This window comes from Neobacillus paridis (assembly GCF_016765675.1).
GTDB classification, from domain to species: Bacteria; Bacillota; Bacilli; order Bacillales; family Cytobacillaceae; genus Neobacillus; species Neobacillus paridis.
In genome coordinates, this window is sequence record NZ_JAESWB010000133.1 from 1 (window position 1) to 799 (window position 799).

Consider the following 799-nt stretch of genomic DNA (forward strand, 5'->3'; position numbering starts at 1 on the left):
CTGTTCTATGGCGAAAATGACCTGCCGCTATACATCGGCAAGGCCAACAACCTGCGGCGCCGCATCCTCTCCCATTTCAGCACCGACCATGCGCTGCCCAAGGAACTGGCCATCAGCCAGCAGGTCGAGCGCATCGACTGGCTGCATGCCAGCGGCGAACTGGGGGCGCTTCTGCGCGAGGCGGCGCTGGTCAAGAAGCTCAAGCCGGCCCACAACGTGAAGCTGCGCGCCAACGAGGAGATCTGCTCGTGGCGGCTGATCGAGCGTAACGGCAGCCTGCGCTTGGCGCTGGCCAACACCAATGACCTGTTCTTCGGCCATGATCCGGCGCTGTATGGCCTCTACACCAGCAAGCGCAAGGCCACCGACGCGATGAAAGCCATGGCCGATGCCCACAAGCTGTGCCACGTCACCCTGGGCCTGGAAAAGCCGCGCGGCGGCAAGGCCTGCTTCGCCAGCCAGGTCAAGAAGTGCCTGGGCGTATGCGCCGGGCGCGAGCCGGTGGAGGAGCACAATGCCCGTGTGCGCGAGGCGCTGTCCGGCCTGCGGCTGCAGCCCTGGCCCTATGCCGGTCCGGTTGGCATCCTGGAAGGCGACAATCTGCATGTCGTGGACGGCTGGGCTTACCTTGGCACTGTCCATATCCAGGACGACCCTGGCATCCTCACCCGGCGCGGCCAGCAGCCTTTCGACCGCGATGTCTATCAATTGCTCAACAAGAAACTTGCCAGTTTGGGCGATCGGGTGCGCGTGCTCTTGCCTTGAGGCGCTTTCGCCGGTTTTCGGGCCGGAAACAGGC

General features: G+C 64.3%; 1 protein-coding gene. It reads left to right on the plus strand.

Features of this window, described 5'->3' with window-relative positions; translation table 11 throughout:
* A partial coding sequence (locus JK635_RS28215; protein ID WP_202653297.1) for a hypothetical protein occupies positions 1-765 on the plus strand: 765 nt, incomplete at its 5' end.
* Between the last annotated feature and the right edge of the window lie 34 nt (positions 766-799).